At 67.6% G+C, this 18,160-nt stretch carries 16 protein-coding genes; 6 read left to right on the top strand and 10 right to left on the bottom strand.

The genetic code is table 11. The features are described 5' to 3' along the window. Window positions 1-3 precede the first annotated feature (3 nt). The 4 genes from RIN18_RS08400 to RIN18_RS08385 form a co-directional block, all read right to left on the bottom strand. Window positions 4-1,458, bottom strand: coding sequence for a cystathionine beta-synthase (locus RIN18_RS08400; RefSeq protein WP_309103515.1), 1,455 nt, complete (start codon window positions 1,456-1,458; stop codon window positions 4-6). A gap of 81 nt (window positions 1,459-1,539) precedes the next feature. Continuing rightward, window positions 1,540-2,499 (bottom strand): carbohydrate ABC transporter permease, encoded by a 960-nt coding sequence (locus RIN18_RS08395; protein ID WP_309103514.1) that lies wholly within the window; start codon window positions 2,497-2,499, stop codon window positions 1,540-1,542. Continuing rightward, the gene (locus tag RIN18_RS08390) at window positions 2,496-3,635 is read right to left on the bottom strand and encodes a sugar ABC transporter permease (RefSeq protein ID WP_309103513.1); all 1,140 of its coding nucleotides are present in this window, start codon (window positions 3,633-3,635) and stop codon (window positions 2,496-2,498) included. The genes RIN18_RS08395 and RIN18_RS08390 overlap by 4 nt, the downstream gene beginning before the upstream one ends. A gap of 102 nt (window positions 3,636-3,737) precedes the next feature. Further along, window positions 3,738-5,060, bottom strand: a complete 1,323-nt coding sequence (locus RIN18_RS08385) for an extracellular solute-binding protein (RefSeq protein ID WP_309103512.1) — start codon at window positions 5,058-5,060, stop codon at window positions 3,738-3,740. Between the two features lie 299 nt (window positions 5,061-5,359). On the opposite strand from RIN18_RS08385, the gene RIN18_RS08380 reads away from it, so the two are divergent. Next, window positions 5,360-6,364 carry a LacI family DNA-binding transcriptional regulator gene (locus tag RIN18_RS08380; protein WP_309103511.1) on the top strand — a complete coding sequence of 335 codons (1,005 nt, stop codon included), beginning with the start codon at window positions 5,360-5,362 and terminating at the stop codon, window positions 6,362-6,364. Between the two features lie 82 nt (window positions 6,365-6,446). On the opposite strand, the gene rplL is transcribed toward RIN18_RS08380, so the two are convergent. From rplL to RIN18_RS08365, 3 genes are all read right to left on the bottom strand, one after another. Then, window positions 6,447-6,830, bottom strand: a complete 384-nt coding sequence (rplL, locus tag RIN18_RS08375; RefSeq protein WP_309103510.1) for a 50S ribosomal protein L7/L12 — start codon at window positions 6,828-6,830, stop codon at window positions 6,447-6,449. 47 nt (window positions 6,831-6,877) lie between these two features. Further along, on the bottom strand, window positions 6,878-7,366 hold the full coding sequence (gene rplJ, locus RIN18_RS08370) for a 50S ribosomal protein L10 (protein WP_309103509.1): 489 nt from the start codon (window positions 7,364-7,366) through the stop codon (window positions 6,878-6,880). A gap of 249 nt (window positions 7,367-7,615) precedes the next feature. Beyond that, window positions 7,616-9,409, bottom strand: coding sequence for a glycoside hydrolase family 15 protein (locus tag RIN18_RS08365; protein ID WP_309103508.1), 1,794 nt, complete (start codon window positions 9,407-9,409; stop codon window positions 7,616-7,618). 51 nt (window positions 9,410-9,460) lie between these two features. On the opposite strand from RIN18_RS08365, the gene RIN18_RS08360 reads away from it, so the two are divergent. Beyond that, a complete protein-coding gene (locus RIN18_RS08360) occupies window positions 9,461-10,825 on the top strand; it encodes a glucose-6-phosphate dehydrogenase (protein ID WP_309103507.1) in 1,365 nt (454 codons plus the stop codon). Window positions 10,826-10,947: 122 nt separating this feature from the next. Here RIN18_RS08360 and RIN18_RS08355 read toward each other — a convergent pair whose 3' ends face one another. Further along, entirely contained in the window at window positions 10,948-11,925 is a 978-nt protein-coding gene (locus tag RIN18_RS08355; protein ID WP_309103506.1) for a hypothetical protein, read from the bottom strand. Between the two features lie 303 nt (window positions 11,926-12,228). On the opposite strand from RIN18_RS08355, the gene RIN18_RS08350 reads away from it, so the two are divergent. The 3 genes from RIN18_RS08350 (at window position 12,229) to RIN18_RS08340 (ending at window position 15,301) form a co-directional block, all read left to right on the top strand. Next, window positions 12,229-12,909 carry a YqaJ viral recombinase family protein gene (locus RIN18_RS08350; protein WP_309103505.1) on the top strand — a complete coding sequence of 227 codons (681 nt, stop codon included), beginning with the start codon at window positions 12,229-12,231 and terminating at the stop codon, window positions 12,907-12,909. A 240-nt stretch (window positions 12,910-13,149) separates the two neighbouring features. After that, window positions 13,150-14,853 carry an MDR family MFS transporter gene (locus RIN18_RS08345; protein ID WP_309103504.1) on the top strand — a complete coding sequence of 568 codons (1,704 nt, stop codon included), beginning with the start codon at window positions 13,150-13,152 and terminating at the stop codon, window positions 14,851-14,853. Further along, on the top strand, window positions 14,840-15,301 hold the full coding sequence (locus RIN18_RS08340) for a MarR family transcriptional regulator (RefSeq protein ID WP_309103503.1): 462 nt from the start codon (window positions 14,840-14,842) through the stop codon (window positions 15,299-15,301). Before RIN18_RS08345 ends, RIN18_RS08340 begins: the two co-directional genes overlap by 14 nt. Here the strand turns inward: RIN18_RS08340 and RIN18_RS08335 are convergent. Beyond that, window positions 15,298-16,185 carry a LysR family transcriptional regulator ArgP gene (locus tag RIN18_RS08335; protein ID WP_309103502.1) on the bottom strand — a complete coding sequence of 296 codons (888 nt, stop codon included), beginning with the start codon at window positions 16,183-16,185 and terminating at the stop codon, window positions 15,298-15,300. The two genes, RIN18_RS08340 and RIN18_RS08335, sit on opposite strands and share 4 nt — an antisense overlap. A 69-nt stretch (window positions 16,186-16,254) precedes the next feature. On the opposite strand from RIN18_RS08335, the gene RIN18_RS08330 reads away from it, so the two are divergent. After that, a complete protein-coding gene (locus RIN18_RS08330; RefSeq protein ID WP_309103501.1) occupies window positions 16,255-16,920 on the top strand; it encodes a LysE/ArgO family amino acid transporter in 666 nt (221 codons plus the stop codon). Window positions 16,921-16,948: 28 nt separating this feature from the next. On the opposite strand, the gene RIN18_RS08325 is transcribed toward RIN18_RS08330, so the two are convergent. Next, entirely contained in the window at window positions 16,949-18,088 is a 1,140-nt protein-coding gene (locus RIN18_RS08325; RefSeq protein ID WP_309103500.1) for an acyl-CoA dehydrogenase family protein, read from the bottom strand. Between the last annotated feature and the right edge of the window lie 72 nt (window positions 18,089-18,160).

The following is an 18,160-nucleotide window of genomic DNA, read 5'->3' as shown; positions in this document are numbered from 1 at the left end:
GCCTCAGCCTACGACTGCCGCTTCAGCGGCATCCCCTCCTGTTACGCCCCGAGACGCCGTGCCCGCCGCTCCGGCAGACAGATACGCGAGGAGGTCCTGCCGGGTGAGGACGGTGTGCGGCTTGCCGTCTTCGGTGACCAGCAGCGCATCGACGTCGGCGAGCGCCGCTCTCGCCTGCGCCACAGGGGCATGGATGCCGATGAGGGGCAGCCGCTCCGCCGCGTGGGCCCCGACCGCGTCGGTCGGCTTCGCATCGCCGCTGAAGAGGAGATCCAGCAGCCCCTTCTCATCGACGGTGCCGAGCACCTCACCCATCATGACGGGCGGCTCGGCGCTGAGGACGACCAGCTGCGAGACGCCGTACTCGGCCATCATGCCGATCGCCTCGAGCACCGTGTCGCTCGGGTGCGCGTGCACGAGGTCGGGCAGACGCACGCCGGCCGTTCGAGATGCCTGGGCCGCACGGGCGTTCAGCACATCGGCGACGGTCTCGCCCTCGTCGATCTCGCTGAAACCGTAAGAGCGCATCCAGCCGTCGTTGAAGATCTTGCCGAGGTACCCGCGACCGCCGTCGGGCAGCAGCACGACCATGACCGCATCCGCCGGCAGCGATCGCGCCACCCGGAGCGCGCCGACCACGGCCATCCCGCTGGATCCCCCGACGAGGATCCCCTCCTCGCGGGCCAGCCGGCGCGTCATCGCGAAGGCGTCGGCGTCGCTGACCGCGACGATCTCGTGGGGCACCTGCGGATCGTATGCGCCCGGCCAGATGTCCTCGCCGACGCCCTCGACCAGGTACGGCCGCCCCGTGCCGCCGCTGTAGACGCTTCCCTCCGGGTCGACTCCGATGATGCGGACCCGGTCGTCGGAGATCTCGCGCAGGTAGCGCCCGGTACCCGTGATCGTCCCTCCGGTGCCCACGCCCGCGACGAAGTGCGTCACCGAGCCGTCGGTGTCACGCCAGATCTCCGGACCCGTCGTCTCATAGTGGCTGCGCGGGCCATTCTGGTTCTCGTACTGATTGGGCTTGAATGCACCGGGGATATCGCGCGCCAGCCGGTCGCTCACGCTGTAGTAGGACTCCGGGCTGTCGGCCGGTACCGATGTCGGCGTCACCACGACCTCGGCTCCGTAGGCGCGCAGCACGTCGATCTTGTCGGCACCGACCTTGTCGGGCAGCACGAAGACGCACCGGTAGCCGCGCTGCTGCGCCACCAGCGCCAGACCCACCCCGGTGTTGCCGCTGGTGGGCTCGACGATCGTGCCGCCGGGAGCGAGTTCGCCGGCAGCCTCGGCGGCGTCGATGATGCGCGTCGCGATCCTGTCCTTCGCCGATCCGCCGGGGTTCAGGTACTCGAGCTTCACGAGCACGGTGCACGCCACGCCCTCGGTGACGTGGTGCAGCTTCACCAGAGGGGTGTCACCGACGAGATCGATGATGGATTCGGCGTACTTCATGCCTTCAGGGTACGTGCGCGGATGCCGCGGCCGGGGGTGTGTTTCCCGGCCGCGGCATCCGTCGCCTCACTGGTCGGCAAATCAGCCCTTGGTCGACCCTGCCAACAGGCCCCGGACGAAGTAGCGCTGCAGAGCGAAGAACACGATCAGCGGAACGATGATCGACACGAAGGCACCGGCGGTCAGCAGGTACCATCCCTCGCCGCGACCGGTGATCTCGGCCAGCACCTTCGTGATCGGGGAAGCGGCGCCGTCTGCGAACACCAGAGCGACGAGCAGGTCGTTCCAGACCCAGAGGAACTGGAAGATCGCCACCGAGGCGATGGCGGGCATCGTTAGCGGCAGCACCACGCGGAAGAAGATCTGTCCGCGGGAGGCTCCGTCGACGCGTGCGGCCTCGATGATCTCGCCGGGGATCTCCGACATGAAGTTGTGCAGCAGGTAGATCGCCAGCGGCAGCGCGAACATGGTGTGGGCGATCCACACCTGCGCATAGCCGCCCGCGACGTCGAGCCCCAGCGTGATCTGCAGACCGAACAGGTTGATTCCCCGCGAGAACGACGACAGCAGCGGCACCAGAGCCATCTGGATCGGCACGATCTGCAGCGCGAACACGAAGATGAACAGCGCGTTTCGCCCCTTGAACTCGATCCACGAGAACGCGTACGCCGCCATCGCCGCGATCATCAGGGGGATGATCGTGGCCGGGATGGTGATGACGATCGAGTTGAAGAAGGACTCCAGGATCGTCAGCTGCGTCGTGCCGGACTGCAGCACCGCCGCATAGTTGTCCAGCGTCAGCTGTGGGTTGGTGAAAACCGTCCACCAGCCGGAGCTGTCGATGGCGTCCCGATCGCGGAACGACGAGATGAACAGGCCCAGCGTGGGCATGGTCCACAGCACTGCGATGACGATCGAGGCGACGGTGGCCCATGGCCGGCTGAGGCGCTTGCGCGCTCGACCGGCGGAGGCCTCGAAGCGTCCGGCGGTCGTGATCGACCTCGTGCTGGCGCCGGTCTCTGACTTCACGGTGTCGGTCATCGGATCTCCCGCTGCTTCTTGATCTGGCGCGCGTTGTAGATGACGATCGGCAGCACCAGGATGAACAGGATGACGGAGAGCGCAGCGCTGCGTCCCGCCTCGAACTTGGAGAACTGGGTGTACATCTCATTCGCCAGAACCGACGTGCCGTAGTTTCCGCCGGTCATCGTCCGCACGATGTCGAACACCTTCAGGGAGGCGATCGAGATCGTCGTCAGCACCACGATGAGTGCCGGGCGGATCGACGGGATCGTCACCGATCGGAAGCGTTCCCAGGCGTTCGCGCCGTCGAGTTCCGCCGCTTCCAGCAGCTCGGCAGGCACGCCCTTGATGGATGCCGAGAGCACCACCATCGCGAAACCGGTCTGCACCCAGATCAGCACCACGATGAGGGCGAGGTTGTTCCATGGGTTGTTCAGCAGGAACTGCTGCGGTTCTCCGCCGAACCAGACCAGGATCTGGTTGAGCAGGCCGATCTGCTCGAACTCGGGACCGCGATAGGCGTACACGAAGCGCCAGATGATGCTGGCACCGACGAACGAGATCGCCATCGGCATGAAGACCAGCAGCTTGTAGATCTTCTCGCCGCGGGTGCGGTCGATGAAGACCGCGTAGGCGAGCCCGACCATCGTGGAGATGGTCGGCACGAGCAGCACCCAGACGATCGTGTTGATCACCGAGGTGACGCCGTCGGACTGCGTGAAGATCCAGAGGTAGTTGGAGAAGCCGACGAAGTCGTTGCCCGTGGAGTTCCAGAACGACGCGTACACGGTCTGGATCGAGGGCAGGATGAGCCCGGCGAGCAGCAGCAGCATCGCCGGCCCCATGAAGGCGACCAGCTGGATGAGGTATCCGGCTCCGGCACGGGAGCGGTAGTCGAGGAAGAAGAACAGCGCGCCGACGGCGACTGCGACCCCCATCGCCCAGTAGTACGAGTTGAAGAACCACATCACCGCGAGCGGGATGAGCAGGCACATCGCGAGGCGGATGCCCGTGTAGAGCGCGCCCTTGCGCGGCGCGATGTCGACGAGAAGCAGGATCACCACCACGACCACCGCGAAGGCGATGACCACGGCGACAGCCTGGAGGATCGGCGGGAGCGCCCCGATCCATTGGAAGAACACAGTAGCGTTCACGGATTCCCCTTCATGAGACGGAGCTGATCAGCGGAGAGCGCGGCGGTGCGCGGTCCGGGTGCGAGAAGGAGGGCCGCCCATCGGGCGGCCCTCCTCATCCGATCAGCTGGACGGCCAGCCGGTCTGGATCTGTGTGAGCACCTCGTCCGTCGAGGTTCCGTTGATCCAGGCGACCATACCCTTCCAGAACGTGCCGGACCCGACGGCACCGGGCATCTGGTCAGAACCGTCGAAGCGGAACGTCACCGAGTCGTCCTGGAGGAGCTTGATGGACTCCTGCAGGATCGGATCCTCGACCACGTCGAGGTTGACGCCCTTGTTGGCCGACGTCACGCCACCCAGCGCCAGACGGCTGTCCGCCCACTCGGGGCTCGAGAGGTACTCGAGCACCTTCTGCGTCGCCTCGGAGTCGCTGAACGCGCCGACGATCTCGCCGCCACCCGTGATGAGCGTCTCGTCCGGGCTGGTGCTCGGCAGCAGGAACGCCCAGACGTCGCCGTCCTCGGCGAAGTTGGTGCCCTCGGGGAAGAAGCCCGAGAGGAACGACGCCTGGTGGGTCAGTGCGCACTCGCCGCTGGCAACCTTCGCGGCGACGTCGCCGAATGCGGTCGAGTTGATCGAGCGCACGTCACCGAAGCCGCCGTTGACGTACTCCGGGTTCAACAGCAGTTCGCCGGTCGCGTCGAACGCCGCCTTGATCTGCGGGTCGGTGAAGGGGATCTCATTCTTGACCCACTGGTCGTAGACGTCAGGGCCGGCGTTGCGCAGCACGAGGTCTTCGATCCAGTCGGTGCCGGGCCATCCGGTCGCGACGCCCGACTCGAAGCCGGCACACCACGGCGCCTGGCCGCTTGCGGTCTTGATCGTCTCGGTGAGCGTGAGCAGCTCTTCCCAGCTCGTCGGCTCCTCGACGCCCCACTCGGCGAACTTGGTCGGCGAGTACCAGACCCAGCCCTTGACGCTGGCCATCAGCGGCGCGCCGTAGAACTCGTCCTCGTACGTGCCGAACTCGACCCAGCCCTCGGTCCAGTACTCGTTCGCGTTCTCCTCGACGGCGTCGGGCGCCGGCTTCAGCAGGTCACGCGATGCGTAGTCGGCGAACAGACCCGGCTGCGGGAAGATCGCGATGTCAGGCGGGTTGCCGCCCTGCGCGCGGGTGCCGAGCTGGGTCTCGAAGTCCTGGCTGCCCTCGTACTTGATCTCGATGTCGTTCTCCTTCTCGAAGTCCGCCCAGGACTCCTGAAGAAGTTCCGCCTCGGCGTCGACGATGGTGCCGTAGATCGTGACGGTGTTGTCTCCGCCGTCGCCGCCGCCATCGCCTCCCCCGGTGGGCGCACCAGGAGCTCCACATCCCGCCAGGGCGATGCCCGTGACGCCGAGAAGGGCGAGCGGCGCGAGTCGCCGGTGTCGCTGTGACAGTGCCATGTGATTTCTCCTCTTCGAGTTCCACGTTCCCCGCAGGGGTGCGGCCGTCGGCCGCGCCGGTCCTGCACCCGAAGCCGCGCGGCGGCATCGTTTCGGGAACCGATTCCACGCCAACCTACTTGGCATGAGCATCCCGGCACAATGGGGATTGGTCACAAGCTCGCAACCATTGCCCGCCCGCATCTCCATGGCATGGGAGCGCTCCCGTCGCCCTTGTCTGAAACCGGTTCCCTTTTCTCGCCGCTGCGGCTACGCTGTGCACGGTGCGCGACGCCGCGCTCCGTCTTCGAGGAGGACTCATGAGCACGATCGCGGATGTCGCCGCCCGTGCCGGAGTCTCGAAAGCCACGGCCAGCAGAGCCCTCAGTGGTCGCGGCTACGTCTCGGAGAGCACGCGGCTCCGGGTGGCGGATGCTGCACGTGAGCTGGCATACGTGGCGGATTCCACGGCGACCAGCCTGGCCACCGGCCGCACGCACGCCGTCGGGGTGATCGTCCCCTCGGTCGAGCGATGGTTCTTCGCAGAGCTGATCGAGGGCATCCAGGGGGCGCTGTTGGAGCACGCCTACGATCTCGCCCTCTACAGCGCGCCCGACGGGTCCGACACGCGCTCCGCCGTGTTCGACGCGGTGCTGCCCCGGCGCCGATTCGACGGACTGATCGCTGCCGGCATCCAGCCCGGGTCGGACGAACTCGATCGCCTGCTCCAGCTGGGGCGGCCGCTCGTGAGCGTCGGCGCGTACGGCGAGGGCTCGAGCACGGTGTCGATCGACGACGCCGCAGCCGCTCGCATCGCCACCGAGCATCTCATCGATCTGGGGCACACCGTCATCGGTTTCATCGGCGGCTCCGCCGAGTCGCACGGTCACAGTTTCGGCGACGGCAGGCGGCTGGCGGGCTATCACGAGGCGATGCAGGCGGCGGGACTCGGCGCGCACATGCACGCCGTGCCCTCTCCCCCGACGATGCCCGGCGGCTATCAGGCGTCCGTCGACCTGCTCGGCGATCGGCGGCGACGTCCGAGCGCTGTCATCGGCGTCTGCGATGAGGCGGCGATCGGGGCCATCATCGCCGCGCGACGACTGGGCATCGCCGTGCCGACCGAGCTGAGCGTCGTCGGCATCGACGATCACCAGCACGCCGAGATGTTCTCGCTGACGACAATCCGGCAGCAGCCGCGCGAGCAGGGCCGAGAGGCGGTGCGGCTGCTGCGTCGCCTGCTGGAACGGCCGGACGGTGCCATCGAGCGCGTGGTGGCGGCATCCGCTCTCGTGGTGCGCAACTCGACCTCGCCGATCCGCTGAGATCCCGCAACCGCGCTGTCTTCCACGGATGCACGAAGGCCCCGGGGCGAACCCCGGGGCCTTCGTGAATCCTGAGACGCGATTACTTGAGGGTAACCGTTGCGCCTGCCTCTTCGAGAGCAGCCTTCGCCTTCTCGGCGGCCTCCTTGTTGGCGCCCTCGAGGACGGCCTTGGGAGCACCGTCGACGACGGCCTTGGCCTCGCCGAGACCGAGCGAGGTGAGCTCGCGAACGGTCTTGATGACCTGGATCTTCTTGTCGCCAGCAGCCTCGAGGATGACGTCGAACGAGTCCTTCTCCTCCTCGGCCTCGACGGCGCCACCAGCGCCGGCGGCGCCTGCGACGGCGACGGGGGCAGCAGCGGTGACCTCGAACTTCTCCTCGAACGCCTTCACGAAGTCGTTGAGCTCGACAAGGGTCAGGCCGGCAAACTGCTCGAGCAGCTCCTCGGTGGTGAGCTTCGCCATGATGTATCTCCTAATAGATGGGGTTTGTGAAAAAGATCGCCGGTCGCTTACGCGGCCTCAGCGGTCTCCAGCTTTTCGCGAAGCGCGTCGATGGTGGCCGCAGCCTTGCCCATCGTCGCCTTCATCATGCCCGCAGCCTTCGCAAGCAGAACCTCACGGCTCTCGAGCGAGGCGTACTTGTTGACCTCGTCGGCGGAGAGAGCGTTGCCCTCGAAGACGCCGGCCTTGATCACCAGAAGCGGGTTGGCCTTGGCGAAGTCACGCAGAGCCTTGGCGGTGGCGACGAAGTCGCCGTGCACGAACGCGACAGCCGACGGACCCTTGAGGTCGTCGTCCAGCGCACTGATCCCCGCGTTGTTCGCGGCGATCTTGGTCAGCGTGTTCTTCACCACGGCGTACTCGGCGTCCTGACGGATGCTGTTGCGCAGCTCCTTGAGCTGGGCAACCGTCAGACCGCGGTACTCGGTCAGCAGGACGGCGTTCGAGTTCTCGAATGACTTCGTGAGCTCGGCGACCGATGCATCCTTCTGCGCCATGGTCACTCCTTATGTGTACGAGGGACCTCACGGTGGTGAGGCTCCGACCTCGACCGCACGTCTGCAGAACAGCAGCGGTGCAACAGAAAAGCTCCGGCGCAAGCGCACGGAGCTTCGAGAAGATCGTGACACCTGCGCGGGCCCCTGCGATGCAGAGCTTCGATCGCCTCGCACTCGCGTGCACGACGATGACCAGCGGTCTTCGGTTGCCTCCACTCTAACCCACCGCGCGCGCTCACCCAAATCGTCTCAGTGCCTGTCCGCCGCACGCCCGGTGTGGCCCGCGAGTGCGTCGGCTGCCCGGATGAGCGCGAGATGCGACAGCGCCTGCGGGGTGTTGCCCGCGTGACGCCCCGCACCGACGTCGTACTCCTCGGCGAGCAGGCCGACGTCGTTGGGCAGCGCCAGGAGCCTCGCCATCAGTTCGTTCGCGTCGTCGACGCGCCCGCTGCCGGCATACTGCTCGACGAGCCAGAAGCTGCAGGCGAGGAACGGATGCTCGCCGCCCGGCAGTCCGTCGACGCCGGTCTCGGTGCGGTACCTGAGCAGGAATCCGTCGCGCAGCAGGGTGTCCTCCATGCGCGCGACGGTGCGCAGCATCCGCGGGTCGTCGGCGGCGCAGTACCCCACCTGCGGCAGCACCAGCAGCGAGGCGTCCACCTCGCGGGAGCCGTAGTGCTGCACGAAGCACCCGAGCTCCGGATCGACGCCGTGCTCGTCGATCTCCCGACGCAGGTCGTCGCGCACCCGCTCCCAGCGGTCGGCATCGCCGGTCAGGCCGTGCTCCCGCACCGCCCGCACACCGCGATCGAGAGCCGCCCACATCATGACGCGGGAATGCGTGAAGCGCTGGGGCTCGCCGCGGATCTCCCAGATGCCGTTGTCGGGCCGTTCGATCCCGTCGATGACGTTGCCGATGAGCGCCCGCTGCAACGGCCACGAGAAGTCTGTCTCGTCGAGACCCGCGATCCGCGCCGCTTCCAGGGCGACCAGCACCTCGCCGATCACGTCGCCCTGATACTGGCCGACGGCGCCGTTGCCGATGCGCACGGGAGCTGCACCGCCATAGCCGGGCAGGCTGGTGAGTTCGCGCTCGGTGAGATCGCGCTCACCGGCGATGCCGTACATGATCTGAACCTCATCCGGTTCGCCCGCGACCGCGCGAAGGAGCCACTGCCGCCAGTGATGCGCCTCGAGCAGGAACCCGTGGGCGATCAGCACCTCAAGGGTGAGGGCCGCGTCCCGCAGCCAGACGAACCGGTAGTCCCAGTTGCGGGATCCGCCGAACTCCTCGGGCAGCGACGTGGTGGCGGCGGCGACGATCCCGCCGGTGTCCTTGTTGGTGAGCGCGCGAAGGACGAGGAGCGAGCGCACGACCTCATCGCGGTGCGGTCCGTCGTGCTCGATGCCGCCGGCCCATCCCTGCCACCACGACCTCGTATGCGCGAACGCCTCTTCCACGTCGAGGGGCTCCGGCGGATGCCGGTGCGAGGCGAACCAGCTGAGGACGAGATCGCGCCTCTCGCCGGCCGCGACGGTCAGGTCGGCCCGGTGCACGTGGTCGTCGGCGACCAGCGCCACGCCGCGGACGATCACCGCCTCCGGGCCGGCGGTCGCGTGAAGGGCCGGCGCCTCGGCAGTGCCGACTTGACGCACCCAGGGGAGAGTCCGCGAGTAATCGAAGTGCAGTCGCAACTCGGTACAGAACTGGACGCTGCCCGAGATGCCGATCACACGGCGGACGACGTCGCTGCGGCTGTCGTGCAGCGGCATGAACTCGTGCACCTCGGCGATACCGGTCGTGGTCTCCCACCGGGTGACGAGGATGAAGGTGTCCGGCAGGTACCGCCTCTGCGCAGTGGCGGTGCTGTCGACCGGGCGAAGACTCCAGCATCCGTTGCTCGAATCGCCCAGGAGCGCACCGAACACCGACGGTGAGTCGAAGCGCGGCAGGCAGAGCCAATCGATGTCGCCGCCGCGCGAGACCATGGCCGCGGTGCGGCAATCACTGAGGAGCGCGTAGTCCTCGATCGGGGCTGGCATCGCAACGATTGTGTCATGGCCGCATCCCGGGCGAGCGGATACGGTGGAGCAATGACCGATGCGACGACGCTGGTGATCTTCGGGGTCTCAGGAGACCTCACCTCCCGGTTGCTGCTTCCGGCACTGGGGCAACTGCTCACACTCGAGACGTCCCGCCGCGTCCGGCTGATCGGTGCCGACCGGGAGGACTGGTCGGATGCCGACCTCCAGACGCTCGTGAGCACGGCCTTCGCCTCCGCTGATGCAGCAGGTGCGGTCTCGCGGGTCGACATCACCTACCGCAAGACCGACATCACACGGGCGGACGATCTCAGCGCGTTGCTCTCGGACTGCTCGGGGCAGGTCGCGCTGTATTTCGCCGTGCCGCCCGCGGTCACCACGGCCGCGTTCCAGGCGCTCACGCCCGAGATGCTGCCCGAAGGTGCGGTGCTGGTGATGGAGAAGCCTTTCGGCGTCGACGAGGCGAGCGCGCGGTCGCTGAATCGGGTACTCGCCAGGCTCGTCCCGGAGAGTCAGGTGTTCCGCGTCGACCATTTCCTGGGGCGCTCCACCACTCTTAATCTGCTGGGTGCGCGGTTCGCCAACCGGCTGCTGGAGCCGCTCTGGTCGGCCGAGAGCATCGAGTCGGTCGGCATCGTGTACGACGAGAAGCTGGGCCTCGAGGGGCGCGCCGGCTACTACGACAACGCCGGGGCCATGGTCGACATGATCCAGAGTCACCTCCTGCAGGTGCTCGCCGTGCTGGCGATGGAGGAGCCGGCCACGCTGGGCGAGGTCGACTTCCGCGCGGCGACCACGGCCGTGCTTCGGGCGACCACGGTGTGGGGGGATGACCCTGCCACCGCATCTCGGCGCGCGCGCTACACCGCGGGAACCGTCGCGGGCGTCGAGAAGCCGTCGTACGTCGACGAACCGGGCGTCGACCCGAGCCGCAACACCGAGACCCTCGCCGAGGCGACCTTCGAGGTGCGCAACGCCCGCTGGGCCGGCGTGCCCTTCACCCTCCGCTCAGGCAAGGCGCTGGGTGACCCGGCGCGGGAGATCGTCGTGCGTTTCCGGCCGGTCCGGCATGTGCCGACCGGCCTCACCGGGTCCGCCGACGGCGCGGTGCTCCGCTTCTCCCTCGGCCCCGACCGCATCTCGCTCGAGCTGAACCTCAACGGCGCCGACGACCCCTTCGAGCTGGAGCGTGCCACGCTCTCCGCCGATCTCGGTCAAGGCACGCTCCGCGCCTATGCGGAAGTGCTCTCCGGCGTGCTCGACGGCGATCCGACCCTCGCCGTCCGGGGTGACGCCGCAGAGCAGAGCTGGCGGATCATCGAGCCGATCCTCGCAGCCTGGCGGCGCGATGAGGTGCCACTGGACGAGTACGTCGCCGGCTCCGCCGGCCCCGCCTCGTGGGCCGCGGTGCGCTGACTTCGGTAATTGCGTCTGACGCCGAGTGCACCGGATGCTGTCGAATGCACGGGACATTTGCGTGAAGAAGCTGTGCATTCGGCGCGAACCCGCGCACTCGGTGGGGGCGCCGGTTCCGATCTTCAGGGAGACGCGATACTGAAGGAGGCGAGCCGCTCCGCCAATCGCCGTGCGGTCACGATGTGCTCGAAGCCCCATCGTGCGAATCGCCGCTGGGTGCGCCCGCGGATCCAGTCTTCACGCTGCTTCTCCTCGAGAAGCACCTGCTCGATGCTCTTTCCGGACCTCAGCGCCTCATCGAGGTACTTGCGCTCACCGTCGAACTCGCCGTAGCTGTCGACATCGTCGAGCCCGAAGTCGATGAAGTACCGCTTGCCGTCAGGTCCCTCGATCGGAACCTGCAGCTCGGGGGCCGCGAAGCCCAGCCGGTGCAGCTGCAGCCGGCTTACGCTCTCGCCGGGCAGCTGCGCTCGGCCGTCGGCGAATTCCGACACCCATCGCGCTTGACGGATTCCGCGCGCCCCGGAGGCGGCGGCCAGCCGCTCGCTCATCGCTTGACGCCAGGATGTGACCGCATCCAGGTCCCACTCCCACCGTCGCTCGGCCATCTGTCGTTCCGCAGCATCAGCGAGGGTCACGGCCGCTTCCAGAGGCAGGGTGCGGATGAGATCGAACACGGTGCGAGCGAGGCTGGTGCAGCGGATGCCGTCGATGGCACTCGTGTCGTCGACGGGCAACGGTGCGACATGCCGTCGCACATCCCGTGCACTCGAGATTCGCGACGGAGCGTCCGTGGTCATGTGCACCCGGGCGAACCTGATCCGGTACAGCGGCAACCTCCACAGCACGGCGGCCGAGGTGTGCGACATGACCGCGTTCCCAGAACAATCCCGCGCGACGGCGATGACGTGCGCTCGGTGGCGACCCTCGGGCCACAGCACCTCGCGGTCCTCGACGAGGATGTACCAACCGCGCCGGATATGGAACAGCATCCCTCCGCGCACTGCATCGGCGATGGACCGATCGGTCCATCCGTTCAGGAGGAGGTCCCGGCGGGAACGGACCAGATGCTCCAGGTGCGGTTCGGTGCGGGTGAGCATCCCTCACCCTGCTTCTCCGCCACGTCCGCCGGATGCCGGTGCCACGCGACCCGTGGAGAAGTTCTGCGATCGGTCGATCGTGCAGGACGAGGGCTACGCGCGCCGCGGATCGGCGACTGCACCGGATGCTGTCGACTGCGCGGGATATCCGCGCGGAGAAGCCGTGCGCTCGGCGCGATCCCGTGCACTCGGCGCAGCCGTGGGGCGAGACGACGGGGTTGGGGCGGAGGACAGGGGTGGGGACGAAGGGACAGGGCGGCGTGTGCGGACGGAGACGTCCGATGACGGGGTTAGGCTCGACAGGTGACCCCCGAACTCACCGCACGCATCGTCGCGGACTCCCGCGACCGCGTCGCGTGGATGAGGGCCAGATCACGCGGGATCACGGCGACGGATGTGGCCGGACTCACCAGCGAGAGATCGATCACTCGCGCCGCTGACGCCAAGCTGGGCGGCGGCCCACGCTTCGGGGGCAACGCCTACACCGACCACGGCCGACGGCGAGAGCCCGAGATCGCGGGCTGGGTGGCAGCCACTCACGGCATCCTGCCGTCCTCCGCTTTGTTCCGCGCCGAAGTCGAACATCGGCATCTCGCAACCCCCGACGGCATCGCTGTGGATACGGCCGGCCGCGTGCAGCTCGCCGAGATCAAGACCACCAATAAGCCGTGGCGGGGAATCCCCCGTACGTACCTGCGGCAGGTGTGGTGGCAGCAGCATGTGCTCGGCGCCGAGCGGACGCTCTTCGTCTGGGAGGAGCACAACGACTTCGCTCCGATCCACGACGAGCCTCGCTGCGTGTGGATCGACCGCGACGAGCGCGAGATCGCGAAGCTCGTCGGCCTCGCGACCTCGCTCATCGACGAGCTCTACCGCCGCACCACAGGACAGCAGCCGCCGACCCGAGTCATGGATGCCGTCGCCAGCCGCCGCGAGCAACTGCGCGAGCGAGACGCATTCCGGGCGCTCGCACTCGCGGACTGACGAGGGATCCTCGCGACTGTCCCCTCATCATCGGAGCGACAGCCACGCTGCCGAAGACCCGATCAGCCGACCAGCAGCAACCCACATGACCACCGAGGATCCCCGGCACAGTCACGGTCATCGAGCGCGGCTCGAGTAGTTGACGTGGGTCAACCATCAGCGTATAGTTGAGTCAGTTCAACTACTTTCGCGCGCCGCCGTCGTCGCAGCATCCGTTCTCTTCCCTGCGAAAGGTCGCCCATGACCACCGACTCCCCCACCCGTATGACGCACCGGCAGGTGCTCGAGGCACTCACCGGCCTCCTCCTCGGCATGTTCGTCTCGATGATCGCCGCCACCGTCGTCTCGACGTCCATGCCCGTGATCGTGCACGATCTCGGCGGCGATCAGGCGGCGTACACCTGGGTGATCACCGCCACCCTGCTGACCACGGCGATCTCGACCCCCATCTGGGGCAAGCTCGCCGACCTGTTCAACCGGAAGCTGCTGATCCAGATCGCGCTCGTGCTCTTCGTCGTCGCCACCGCCGCCGCCGGCTTCGCGCAGGACACGAACACGCTCATCGCCTTCCGTGCCGTCCAAGGACTCGGCGCCGGCGGACTCGCCGCCCTCAGCCAGGTGATCATGGCCGACATCATCAGCCCGCGCGAGCGCGGCCGCTACATGGGCCTGTTCGGCGCGGTGATGGCCGTCGCGACCGTCGGCGGACCGCTGCTCGGAGGGTGGATCACCGACGCGATCAACTGGCGCTGGAACTTCTTCGTCGCACTCCCGTTCGCGATCGCAGCCCTCATCCTTCTGCAGAAGACGCTGCATATCAGCCCTCAGAAGGCGCGCAAGGTCTCGATCGACTATGCCGGCATCGTGCTGCTGTCGACCGCGGTGTCGCTGCTTCTCATCTGGATCACCAACGCCGGCTCCAGCTTCGACTGGTGGGGCATCGAGACCGTCCTCATGCTCGGCGGCGTGCTCGTCGCCACGGTCGCCTTCATCGTGGTCGAGGTGAAGGTCACCGAGCCTCTCATTCCGCTGTCGCTGTTCCGCAGCCGCACCTTCACCCTGTCGGTGATCGCGTCGATCTCGATCGGCATCGCGATGTTCGGCACCTCGGTGTATCTCGCCCAGTACATGCAGCTGTCGCGGGGCGCCTCCCCCACCGAAGCAGGCCTGATGACGCTGCCGATGATGGCGGGACTCCTTCTCTCGTCGATCTTCATCGGCCAGCTCGTCACCCGCTACGGCCGCTGGAAGGGCTACCTGATCCTGGGCGCCGTGCTCCTGATCGCCGGGTCCACGATGCTGTCGACCTTGCACTACGACACGGACTTCGTCCTCGTGTCGATCTACATGTTCCTCACCGGCGCTGGCGTCGGCATGACCATGCAGAACCTCGTGCTCATCGTGCAGAACGTCGCCAAGCCCAGCGAGATGGGCGTGGCGAGTTCCGGCGTCACGTTCTTCCGCAGCCTCGGCGGCACGATCGGCGTCTCCGTGATGGGTGCCGTCGTCGCGAACACGATCACCGGACTGTTCGCCGAGGGCAAGGAGCAGCTCGCCAAGACGATCGCAGGCCTCGGCGAGAAGGGGGCCGCGGTCGCGGAGGAACTCGCCAGCGGCACGCTGCCGGAGGTTCGCCTGCTGCCCGAGCCCGTTCGCGTGATCGTCGAGGACTTCTATGCCCAGGCGATCTCGCACGCGTTCCTCATCGGAGTGCCGATCGCCGTGCTGAGCCTCATCGCGATCCTGTTCCTGCCGAACGCTCCGCTCACGACGATGACGACGGTCGAAAGGGCCCAGGCGGATGCCGCAGCGACGGCGACCGTCGAGGATGCCGCCGATGTGGCGCTCGCCGATGCGACGGCGTTGTCCGGCGCGCCGACGGGCAGTGCGCCGACCGTCCGCCGGCCTGCAGCGGATGGCGAGGGCGACGATGTCCGACGTTGAGGCACGGACCGCCGCCGTCCGCGCTCTGGAAGCGGAGTTCGGCGAGCTCATCACGCACTTCCGCCGGGTGATCCTGGAGAACGCGAACCGCGTCAGTCCCGGCATGCTCCCAGGCGCGTACAAGACGCTCACGACGATCGCCCGGTGCGAGGAGGTCACGGTGTCGGCGCTCGCGGAGCGGATGCTGGTGGACAAGAGTCAGGCGAGCCGGATGGTCCGCGAGCTCGAGGAACTCGGGCTCGTCGAGCGCTCCGCCGATCCCCGGGACGGCCGTTCGTTCCTGCTGCGACTGACGACCCTCGGCACCGATCGTTTGGCGGCCGCGCGTCTCCCGCAGGAGGGAATGCTGATGAACACCCTTCAGGACTGGAACCTGCAGGACATCGAGAACCTGACGCGGCTGCTGCATGCGCTCGCGAACGGTGTGACACCGGGCGCGGGCGACTAGTCGGACGGCACCGCCGTGCCGAGGATGCGTCGCGCTTCGAGCGCCACCTCCCCAGCGATCGTGTCGAGCAGGTCGGATCGCAGGTTCCACTGTTGCCAGTAGAGCTGGACCCGCAGCTCCGGGCCACCGAGCGGCACGAGCTCTCCTGTCTGCTGCGGAAGCGGTAGCATCCCCCAGCCGAGTCCGAGCCGCACCGCGAGTGCGTAGTCGTGGGACGCGGGCACGTAGTGCCGAGGCACACCCTGGTGCGAGACGCCCTGAGCGCTGAGCCACTCGTGTTGCAGTGCGTCGCGGCGGTCGAAGTCGACGAACGGTGCCCTCGTCAGGGCGTCCGGCGTCACGCCGTCCGGGAACCACCGGGTCGCGAACCCCTCCGTCGCCATGGCTCGGTACTCGAGTACCCCCAACGGCGTGGTCGAGCAGCCCGCCACCGGCGTCTCCTCGCTCGTGACCGCGGCCATGACCGTGCCGGATTCGAGGAGCCGGACTGTGAAGTTCTGGTCGTCGCGGTGCAGATCGAAGTCGATCTCATGCCGGTCGGACAGCCGCGCGAGAGGCGGGAGGAACCAGGTGGCCATCGAATCGGCGTTCACGGCAAGCGGCACGCGGATGCGCTCCGTCCCGCCGTCGGGGTCGAGTCCGGCGAGCGCGTCGTGCTCGAGGAGTGCCACCTGGCGGGCGAGTCTCACCACCGCCTCACCCGCTTCCGTCGTCCGCGCCGGTTTCGAACGGACGAGGAGGACGCGCCCGAGCTGCTGCTCGATGGTCTTCAGCCGCTGACTCACCGCCGAGGGGGTGATGTGAAGGCGCCGCGCTGCCGCATCGAGAGTGCCCTCGTCGACGACCGCCGCGACCGTCGCCGCGAGTTCCGGATCGATGCGCATGAAGCAATGCTAATGGTGCGGAAGGAATCTTCGCTGGTTTTGATGATGCGCGAGACATAGCGTGGAGTCATGCTTCCTCTGCTCGCCGGTCTCGGACTTGGACTGTCGCTCATCGTCGCCATCGGCGCACAGAACGTGTTCGTGCTGCGCCAGGGCATCCGCCGCGAGCATGTCATCGCCGTCGTCGCGATCTGCGCAGTGTCGGATGCCGTGCTCATCGTCGCCGGTGTCGCGGGTCTCGGGTTCGTGCTCTCCGCTGCACCGTGGCTGGTGTATCTGGCCCGGTGGGCAGGAGCGCTTTTCCTGCTCGGCTATGGGCTGCTCGCCGCACGACGCGCCTGGCGCGGCCAGGAAGGTGCAATGCGGGTCGAGGAGAGCGATCCGAACGAGTTCTCGTCGAGCAAGCAAGTGACCCGAGGCGGGACGACCACGCGCACCGCCCTCGCACCGGTCGCACTCACCGTGCTGGCCCTCACCTGGCTGAACCCGCATGTCTACCTCGACACGGTGCTCATGCTCGGCTCGATCGCGGCCACTCACGGCGACGACCGCTGGCTCTTCGCCGCCGGAGCCGTCGTCGCCAGCGCCGTCTGGTTCACCGCTCTCGGATTCGGTGCTCGCTACCTCGGGCGCTGGCTGCGCACCCCGCGATCGTGGCGCATTCTCGACGCGGCCATCGCGGTCATCATGATCGCAATCGCCGTCAGCCTCGTGCTTCCGGTCCTCGGCGGGTGAGTTTCGCTGCGCTCGGTGCCGGCGACGGTCACTGCACCGCGACGCGTCCGAGTTCGACGAGTGTCGCCTCCGGGGTGAGCGGATGAAAGGCTGCAGCTCTGATGTCGCGATAGCACCGTTCGATGATCGAACCGCGGAAGAACGATGCGCCGCCGGCGACCTGCATGGCCAGATCGCAGACCTCGACTCCGCGCTGTGCGATCTCCGCCTTGGCGGACATCACCGACAGGTACATGTCATATGAGGGCGTCGGGTCGTCACCGACGACCGCGAGTGCCCCGTCGAGGGCCCATGAGGCGATCCGCAGCTTCTGCCGCATCGTTCCGACGAGTCGCTGCACGAGCGGATCGGTGGCCCGCGGCCGGGCCGCAGCGAGAGCCGCCTCGTATGCGGCCTCGGAGACGCCGAGATAGGCCCCGGCGACGATCGAGAAGCCGATGCTCGCGATCACCTGAAGGGGCGGATCGACGATCCCATACGGCCGATCAGCGAGGACGCGCTCTGCAGACACGAACACATCGGTCAGCACGACGTCATCACTCGCCGTACCCCGCATCCCCAGGGTGTCCCAGGTCGCGTCGACCTCGACACCGTCTGCGCTCATGGGCACAGCCATGTTGAGCACCCGTCGTCCCCGCTCCGGGTCGTCGAGAACGAACATCGTCGACATCACCGTTCCATGAGAGGACTGGCTCGCGAAGCGTTTGCGACCCGAGACGCGATAGCCGCCTTCGGCTGCGACCGCCACTCCTGCCGGATGGGTGAAGTCTCCACCCCCTGTGGAGACCAGAACGATGCCCTCGTCGGCCACGCGGCGCAGCGTCGCCTCCGCGCCGGGCATGCCACGACGATGGCGCCAGGCCGTGAAACAGGTCACATGCTGATGCATGGCACTGGCGAGAGCGGTCGATCCGCAGTGATGGGCGAGTTCGCGTTGCAGAGCGGCGAGCTGTGCCACGGAGGCACCGTCGCCGCCCAGAGCGACAGGGACGGCCGCTTTCAGCAGCCCTGCCTGACGGAGCGCGTCATAGGCCTCTGTCACGAAGGTTCCATCACGGTCGTGCCTGGCGGCGTGCGCCGCGAGTGTCGGGCCGATCGCGGCTGCCCGCTCGAGGAGGGACGTGGCCCGGTGAGGGGTGGCGGTATCGGGCTGTTGTGTGATCGTCATGGTCTCAGCATCCGCGGGGCGATGCCGGTCGCCCCAGTGCGGATTCGGGACTCAGCCGGTACGAAAACAGGA

Origin of the sequence: Microbacterium sp. (genome assembly GCF_031179285.1) — a bacterium.
In the GTDB taxonomy this organism is placed as follows: domain Bacteria; phylum Actinomycetota; class Actinomycetes; order Actinomycetales; family Microbacteriaceae; genus Microbacterium.
Note: the sequence above shows the minus strand (reverse complement) of the source record. Positions and strands in the feature narration are given on the sequence as shown.

Excerpts from the sequence above, each read along its gene's own strand:
- RIN18_RS08400 (WP_309103515.1), bottom strand. The coding sequence starts at position 1,458 with ATGAAGTACGCCGAATCCATCATCGATCTCGTCGGTGACACCCCTCTG.
- RIN18_RS08395 (WP_309103514.1), bottom strand. The coding sequence starts at position 2,499 with ATGACCGACACCGTGAAGTCAGAGACCGGCGCCAGCACGAGGTCGATC.
- RIN18_RS08385 (WP_309103512.1), bottom strand. The coding sequence starts at position 5,060 with ATGGCACTGTCACAGCGACACCGGCGACTCGCGCCGCTCGCCCTTCTC.
- RIN18_RS08380 (WP_309103511.1), top strand. The coding sequence starts at position 5,360 with ATGAGCACGATCGCGGATGTCGCCGCCCGTGCCGGAGTCTCGAAAGCC.
- rplL (WP_309103510.1), bottom strand. The coding sequence starts at position 6,830 with ATGGCGAAGCTCACCACCGAGGAGCTGCTCGAGCAGTTTGCCGGCCTG.
- rplJ (WP_309103509.1), bottom strand. The coding sequence starts at position 7,366 with ATGGCGCAGAAGGATGCATCGGTCGCCGAGCTCACGAAGTCATTCGAG.
- RIN18_RS08365 (WP_309103508.1), bottom strand. The coding sequence starts at position 9,409 with ATGCCAGCCCCGATCGAGGACTACGCGCTCCTCAGTGATTGCCGCACC.
- RIN18_RS08360 (WP_309103507.1), top strand. The coding sequence starts at position 9,461 with ATGACCGATGCGACGACGCTGGTGATCTTCGGGGTCTCAGGAGACCTC.
- RIN18_RS08355 (WP_309103506.1), bottom strand. The coding sequence starts at position 11,925 with ATGCTCACCCGCACCGAACCGCACCTGGAGCATCTGGTCCGTTCCCGC.
- RIN18_RS08345 (WP_309103504.1), top strand. The coding sequence starts at position 13,150 with ATGACCACCGACTCCCCCACCCGTATGACGCACCGGCAGGTGCTCGAG.
- RIN18_RS08340 (WP_309103503.1), top strand. The coding sequence starts at position 14,840 with ATGTCCGACGTTGAGGCACGGACCGCCGCCGTCCGCGCTCTGGAAGCG.
- RIN18_RS08335 (WP_309103502.1), bottom strand. The coding sequence starts at position 16,185 with ATGCGCATCGATCCGGAACTCGCGGCGACGGTCGCGGCGGTCGTCGAC.
- RIN18_RS08330 (WP_309103501.1), top strand. The coding sequence starts at position 16,255 with ATGCTTCCTCTGCTCGCCGGTCTCGGACTTGGACTGTCGCTCATCGTC.
- RIN18_RS08325 (WP_309103500.1), bottom strand. The coding sequence starts at position 18,088 with ATGACGATCACACAACAGCCCGATACCGCCACCCCTCACCGGGCCACG.